The sequence below is a fragment of the Halapricum sp. CBA1109 genome (assembly GCF_009741825.1).
Classification (GTDB): domain Archaea; phylum Halobacteriota; class Halobacteria; order Halobacteriales; family Haloarculaceae; genus Halapricum.
Map to the genome: position 1 here is coordinate 1 of NZ_WPCA01000139.1, position 6,940 is coordinate 6,940.

A 6,940-nucleotide genomic window follows, 5' to 3' on the forward strand; every position below is an offset into this window, starting at 1 on the left:
TTGCTCGACACCGGCAGCGCCGAGATAGACGGCCGGCGGATGCCCGTCGCCGCGCGGGCCGAGCGCTACGACTTCTCGGCCCACGCCGACCGCGAGGGCCTGCGCTCGTTCCTCGATTCCTACCGCGACACCGAGATTCTGGTCAACCACGGCGACCGCTGTGGGGCGTTCGCAGCCGAACTCGCCGACGAGGGGTTCGACGCCAGCGCGCCCGAACTGGGCGACGTCTGGCGGCGCTCGGTCCGGGACTCCTGGACCTGCTGACTCACGTCGAGGAGACGGACGGCCCGTCGGTGCCGGTCTGTTCGAGGGCGGTGTCGTGAAACGCCGCGAACGTGTCGTCGCCGTCGAGACAGTCCCGGAGGACCGGCGGCAACACGATCATCGCCGGGTCGTCGTCGGCCTCGTCGGGGAGGGCAAGCACCCACCCGAGTTCGTCGTGGTCGTCCCACTCGGCCCCGTACTGCTCGAGGAACACTGCGCCGAGATACGCGCCGACGCGGGTCACGTCGAGGGTCTCGGAGTCCGTTGCAGCCACGAGGTCGTCGAGTCTGGCGAGCGACGCCGCCGACCGGTCGAGGTCGTACTCCGGCCACTCCTCGGCGAGCGACGCGGCCGCGTCCGATAGCGCCTCCCTGCCGGGGGCGTCGACGACGAACGCCTCAGTCGGCCGCGTGATGGCGGCCATCGCCGCGTCGTCGTCGATGGGGTCGGAATCGAGGCCCAGTTGGCTCCGGACGGCCTCGTAGGTCGCGGTGAACGAATCCTCGCCTCGGAGGCAGTCCGCGGCGATACCGACGGGGTCGAGTTGGGCGTCGACTTCCGGACCGGGGACGACGAGCAGCGGTTCCGCCTCGGTGTGCCACTCGGCCCCGCAGTTGCGGACGAACACCTCGCCGAGGTAGCCCCCCGTTTCGACTGCGTGGGCGGTGAGAAACGCCGACGCGCCGTCCTCGCCGCCGAGCGCAGCGTCGTCGAGGTCGAACCGGCGAAACTCCTCGGCGACGAGGGTGTCCAGTCTGACCAGCGAGTTCGGCGAGAAGTCCAGCCGGTAGCGGGGCCACTCCGCGGCGACGTCCGCGGCGTCGGCCTCGAACCGCGCGGTCGGGTCGTCGCTCCCGCCGACGCCGGGGTGTGTAATGGGTGTCGCGTCGCCGTCGCCGGCCCGTTTCGCTTCGATCTGTTCGAGGACGGTCCCGAACGCCGGCGGTCCGGTGATCGACGCCATCGCGATGTCGAAGACGACGACCGCCGCCCGGTCGTCCTCGCCGACGGGGACGGCGACGACCCACTGGTCGTCGACCAGCGTCCACTCGCCGTCGTACGCCCGGACCAATACCTCGCCGAAGTAGCTCCCGAAACTGATCGCGTACCCCTCCCGGATTCGGTCGAGCATCTCCTCGTCCGTCTCGGGGTCGGCGGCGAGGACCGCGACGGGGTTGTCGTCGCTGCCGGCGTGGTCGTCCAGGGCCGCGACCGAGTCGGCGCTGAAATCCAGCGGCAGGTCCGACCACTCCGCGGTCGCCTCCTCGGCCTTCCGCGCGAACCACTCGGGCCCGACCGGTGGGGCCGCGTCCTCGCCCGTCGACTGCTCGTTTGCCTCCGCGGGCGCGTCACCGTCGGTGGGTGTCTCGTCGGCGGACCGTTCCCGGTCGCCCTCGCCGAACCAATCGTCGAACAACCCCATACCCGTCCGTTGCGCTCCGGCGACAGTAGACGTTACCGGTTGCCCGACCGTCGCTCAGTCCGCCCGGACCTGTTCGGGGCGGACGGATTCGACGTACGCGAGGAAGTTCTCGAACAGGCGCTTTGCCTCACAGGCCGCGGTGTAGTTCTCCTCGGTGATGCCCGCTAACACCGACCGGATGCGCTCGTCGCTGATCTGGCCGTCCTTGCCCTCGGTCACTTCTCGGGCGGTCGTCGTGTCGTACTCGGGGTGGAACTGGACGGCGAAGACGTGGCCCTTGCGGAAGCCGTGGATGCCGTACTCGTTGCGCGCGAACACCGTCGCGCCGGGCGGGGCCTCGACCACGTGGTCGGAGTGGGTCGTGAACACGGTGAAGTCGTCGCCGACGCCGGCCAGCAGTTCGTTCTCGCCGTCCTGGTGGACCGTCCGGTAGCCGATCTCGTACTCGCCCATCGACTCGACGCGGCCGCCGAGGACGTTCGCCAGCAACTGGTGGCCGAAACACACGCCGAGGAAGGGGACGCCCGCCTCGACCGCCTCGCCGACCCACTCCTTCAGCCGTCCGATCCACGGCTCGTCCCAGTAGACCGAGGCCCGGGAGCCGGTGACGACACAGCCGTCGAAGGAAAAGGTCTCCGGTACCTCCCCGGCGGGGCAGTTGAACTCGACGACCTCGGCGTCCAGTTCCCGCCGGAAGTTCCGACTCGTCGACGCGGCCTCGTGTGCGGCGTTCAGTAACGCGATCCGCGGTCGATCCATCTACCCCTCGTTACCGGTCCACACACAAATGCCTCTCGATGTATGACAAACCCATCTGTTTTTGCCGCAATTTTTTCGATACGGGTAACACTCTTGTCTATTCTCCCACGAACATCGTGTGATGAGATACCGTGGTATGGCGTCCGACGACGGGCCGGTCGCCACGCGACGGAGGTAACAGTGTCAGCCAACGCATTCACTCCGCTCCGGCGGAGCATCGAAGTCGAGTACTGGGTCGTCGACGACGACGGCCGGTTGGTCGAACCGGGGCCGCTCGTCGGCGCTTCGCCCGGCGTCGAACGGGAGTTCGTCGAGCCGATGTTGGAGGTCAAGACGACCCCCTGCGAGACGACTGCGGAACTCCGCGCGGAACTGTACGACCGTCTCCGAGCGGTGCTCGACCGGGCCGAAGACTGCGGCCGACGGTTGGTCCCACTGTCGACACCAATCGACACCGAGGCTGTCGCCGAACTCGACAGCGAGCGGACGGCCATCCAGAACGACGTGGTCGGCCCGGCGTTCCAGTACGTCCGCCACTGTGCCGGCACGCACATCCACGTCGAACAGCAGGACGGGCGGGCGATAGACCAACTCAACACCCTGATAGCGCTGGACCCGGCGCTGGCGCTGGTCAACTCCTCGCCGTACTTCCGCGGCCGCTATCTCGCCGCCGGCGCCCGGTCGAAGCTCTACCGCTGGATGGCCTACGACGACCTGCCACATCAGGGTCGGCTGTGGCCGTACGTCGACGACCGCGAGGAGTGGGACCGACGCCTCGAACGCCGCTTCGAGGAGTTCGTGACGCGGGCCGAGTCCGCCGGCATCGACCACCGGGCCATCCACGCCCACTTCGACCCCGAGAGCGCCGTCTGGACGCCCGTCCAGTTGCGCGAGGCCTTCGGGACCGTCGAGTGGCGCTCGCCAGACACCGCGCTCCCGAGTCAGGTCCTCCAGTTGGCCGACGACGTCGCGGGGGCCGTCGAGACGCTGGCCGGCCGCGAGGTGCGCATCGAGGGCTCGACCGGCGAAATAACCGACGACACGGTCGTCTTACCGGAGTTCGACAGCGTCGTCGGCTACCTCAACGCGGCCATCCGCGACGGCCTCTCGGCGGCGTCGGTCCGGTCGTACCTCGACCGGATGGGCTTGGACGTGGCCGCTTACGACCCGCCCACCCACGACATCGGCGACCAGAACGTCCTCGACGGCGCGGGCGCCCGGCGGCTCCGGCTCGCTTACGCCGACCGACTGGCGGACGACATCAGGCAGTCACCGTCCGTCCGCGCGGAGTGAGCGCTCGGCCGCGGGCGCCTGTTTCCGACCGAGTTATCGAACGTCGCCCTCGTAGTTCTCGGCGACGCCGTCGCCCTCGTAGGTAATCGTCCCGGCCCCGGCGTAGTCGACCGTCAGCGTCCAGTCGAGGCCGTCCCACTCATCCAGTTCGAGGACCTCCCAGTCCGGGAGCGGGCCGTCGCGGGCCTCGCCCTCGACGGTCAGCGGGATGCCGCCGCGTTCGAAGGTGCTCAGCCGGTGGGTGACCGCGGACTCGCCGTCCTCGTTCCACAGCAGGAGTCGTGACTCGGCGGCGTTGTCGAGACGGGCGACGCCGGCGTCGGTGAGCGTCTCGACGATGGCGCGGGCCTGCTCGCCGTCCAGCCGTTCGGCGAAGTTCGCCAGCCACCCGAGGTCGGCGTGGCCGCCCCGGCAGTACGCCTCGGCGTACTCCTCGATGCGTGACTTCGTCCGGGCGGGACACTCCAACCGGGACAACACCGCCTGCAAGCGGTCGAGTCGGTGGTCCCGGGCCGCCCGCAGGGACCCGTCCTCTGCCTCGACGGTGACGGTCACCGACGTTCCGGTGGCGTCGATGTCCTCGATGACGACGGCCGAGGCGTCGGCGTCGTAGCGGTGTTCGCGGGCCTCCCCGTCGACGGTGACGGCGACGTCGTCGGCGAGTCCGCGGAGGTCCAGCGTAATCGAGCGGTCCTCGGGGACGTGTTCGGTCGCGCCCGCCGGCGGGTCGACGGTGACGGTCATCCGGTCGCCGTCCCAGCGGGTCGACAGCGTCGTCGTCGCGTACTCGCCGTCGCGGTAGGCCTGTGTCGTCCCGTCGTCCTCGTAGAGGCTGAACTCGTTGTCGGCGCCGGGGAAGACGGCGACGCGCAACCGCTCGGGCGGGTCGGTGTCGCCGAAGGAGGGGTCCTCCTCAAGCGGGACGATAGCGCCGGCTTTCGCGTACAGCGGCACGTCCGAGAGGTCGCCGTAGCGGGCGTGGAACCCGGCGTCGTAGGAACGGCCGGTGTGGAAATCGAACCACTCGCCATCGGGGAGCCACACGGGTTGGCGGGCGAGGTTGGTCGAGTCGCTCCGTGGCTCGGTGTAGGGCGCGGCGAGCAGTTCGCTGCCGAAGTAGTACTCCTGTGGGGTGTGGTAGGCGAGTTCGGCCTCGGGGTGGTGGTAGTACAGCGGCCGGACCAGCGGGACGCCCCGGTCGTGGTTGTGCCACGCCATCGTGTAGATGTACGGCACCAGCGCGTGCCGAAAGCGGAGCGCGTCACCGAGGGCCTCCCGGACCGTCGGGTCGAACGTCCACGGGCGCTTGTCGATGTACGCGAGGTTGCCGGTGTGGATGCGGTTGACGGGGCTCAGCGCGCCGAACTGCGTCCAGCGGGCGTACAGTTCCCCGAAACCGTCGACGCTGCCCGTCCCGCCGAAGTGACCGCCGATGTCGTGGCTCCACCAGCCGAAGTCGACGTTGCTCCCCGTGGCGGTGAGGTACGGCTGGAAGGCCAGTGAGTCCCACGAGACGACGGCGTCCCCGGAGAAGCCGATGGGGTAGCGGTGGCCGCCGAGGCCGCCCCACCGCGAGACGATAAAGGGCCGGCGGCCGTCACGGGTCCGGTCTAAGGCGTGGAGGTGGTTGAGCGCCCACAGCGGGTCCAGCCCCTCCATCTCGGGGGATTCCTCCCACTGTTGCCAGTCGATCCACCAGAAGTCGACGCCGTCCTCCTCCTCCAAGGGGTCGATGACGTGGTCGAAGTAGCCCCGCAGGAACTGCGGGTCGCTGGCGTCGAACTCGACCGGCCGCTCGCTCGCGGGGTCGATGCCCATGTGTTCGGCGAAGGCGGGGTACTGCTGTTCGTGGGGGTGGACGCCCTCGGCGGGGTGGAGGTTGAGCGTCGTCCGCAGGCCCTTCTCGTGGAGCCACTCGGTGAAGCCTGCGGGGTCGGGAAAGAGGTCCTCGTTCCAGGTCCACCCCGTCCAGCCGCCGTGGTAGTCGTTGTCGGTCGTGTGCCAGTCCATATCGATGACGCAGACTGACAGCGGGAGGTCCTCGGCCTCGAACCGTTCCAGCAACTCCCGGAGGTCCGCGGCGCTGTAGGGCCAGTAGCGGCTCCACCAGTTGCCCAGCGCCCACCGGGGGACCATCGGCACGTCGCCGGCGATGGCGGTGAAGTCCGCCAGACAGTCGAGGTAGTCGTGGCCGTAGCCAAAGAGGTAGACGTCCTCGTAGCCCGCGGCGGCGTCGCGGGGTTCGAGCCAGCCGTCGTCGCCGAAGACGAGAGAGTCGGTGTCGTCGACGACGGTCCAGCCGTCGCCGCCGAGCAGGCCGTCCTCGAGGTCGGTCGCGCCCTCGACGCGGTCCAGCGTCCGGACGGTCCCGCCCATATTGGCCGGGTCGTCGTCACCGTACCGCCACGTCGTCCCCAACGAGGTTATCCTCGCCGACAGCGTCTCCGGGCCGAACGGCTCCGCTGTGGCGTACTCGATTCGGAGCGCGTCCGTCTCGATCACGAGGTGGTCGTCGCCGCGGTCGACGGTGAACTCGGGGACCGGCTGGTCGCGGTACCACACCGTCTGTGTCGGCCGGTCCTCGAACTCGCCGTCCGGGTCGTACTCGGCCCGGACGATTCGCGGGGTCAGTACGGTGAACCGGTAGCGGTCGCCCGCGACGACGCTCGCGTCGTCGGCGACCGGTGCGAACTCGGGGACGTGGTACGGTGCGAGGCCCATTATCGAGGCCGTCACTCCGAGCGAGTAAAAACGCGGCGTCACGCCGCTGTCGACGGCCCCAAACGTGTAAGGCATCAGGCCGAGAGGGCCGTGTCCCGAAGGTCGATTCGATGACCGAAGCGCACACGCTGGGGCGGGGGCCGTCCGGGCCGGACGCGGCCGCCGACGGGTATCACTGGACGATCGAAGACGGGCAGGTAGCCGCGGTGTCCGCGGACCTCGCACGCGTCACTCGGCGGAACGCCTCCGCGCTCCTCGGACTCGGGCCGTTGGACCTGTTCGCCGACGCGACCGCGGGTCGGTCCGGCGGGGCGCTGGGCCGGTGTCTCGGTGACGGGGACGCGACGACGACGGCGACGCTTTCGGGACGGGACGGTCGGGCCGAAACCGTCACCGTTCGGTTCGTCCGGGTCGACGATGAGGACGGCGACCGCGGCGAATCTCCGCCACCGCGCGTCCTGACGACACGGTCCCGTGGTC

Annotated in this window: 6 protein-coding genes; 3 read left to right on the forward strand and 3 right to left on the reverse strand. The window is 69.6% G+C overall.

The genetic code is table 11. The annotated features are described in order from the left end of the window. Positions 1-264 (forward strand): MBL fold metallo-hydrolase RNA specificity domain-containing protein (locus GJ629_RS13090; protein ID WP_305037655.1); only part of this gene is annotated, 264 nt, incomplete at its 5' end. Between the two features lies 1 nt (position 265). On the opposite strand, the gene GJ629_RS13095 is transcribed toward GJ629_RS13090, so the two are convergent. Together GJ629_RS13095 and GJ629_RS13100 are read right to left on the reverse strand one after the other, a co-directional pair. Further along, complete coding sequence (locus tag GJ629_RS13095) at positions 266-1,687, reverse strand: hypothetical protein (RefSeq protein WP_157513451.1); 1,422 nt, start codon at positions 1,685-1,687, stop codon at positions 266-268. A 54-nt stretch (positions 1,688-1,741) separates the two neighbouring features. Further along, a complete protein-coding gene (locus GJ629_RS13100; protein WP_157513452.1) occupies positions 1,742-2,446 on the reverse strand; it encodes a type 1 glutamine amidotransferase in 705 nt (234 codons plus the stop codon). Between the two features lie 180 nt (positions 2,447-2,626). Between GJ629_RS13100 and GJ629_RS13105 the strand changes: the two genes are divergently transcribed. After that, positions 2,627-3,739, forward strand: a complete 1,113-nt coding sequence (locus GJ629_RS13105; RefSeq protein ID WP_370515910.1) for a glutamate-cysteine ligase family protein — start codon at positions 2,627-2,629, stop codon at positions 3,737-3,739. Between the two features lie 33 nt (positions 3,740-3,772). Here the strand turns inward: GJ629_RS13105 and GJ629_RS13110 are convergent, their stop codons facing one another. Next, positions 3,773-6,460, reverse strand: coding sequence for a glycoside hydrolase family 31 protein (locus tag GJ629_RS13110; protein ID WP_197428604.1), 2,688 nt, complete (start codon positions 6,458-6,460; stop codon positions 3,773-3,775). Between the two features lie 110 nt (positions 6,461-6,570). Between GJ629_RS13110 and GJ629_RS13115 the strand changes: the two genes are divergently transcribed. Continuing rightward, positions 6,571-6,940: hypothetical protein (locus tag GJ629_RS13115; RefSeq protein ID WP_157513455.1), on the forward strand; the 370-nt coding region annotated here is incomplete at its 3' end.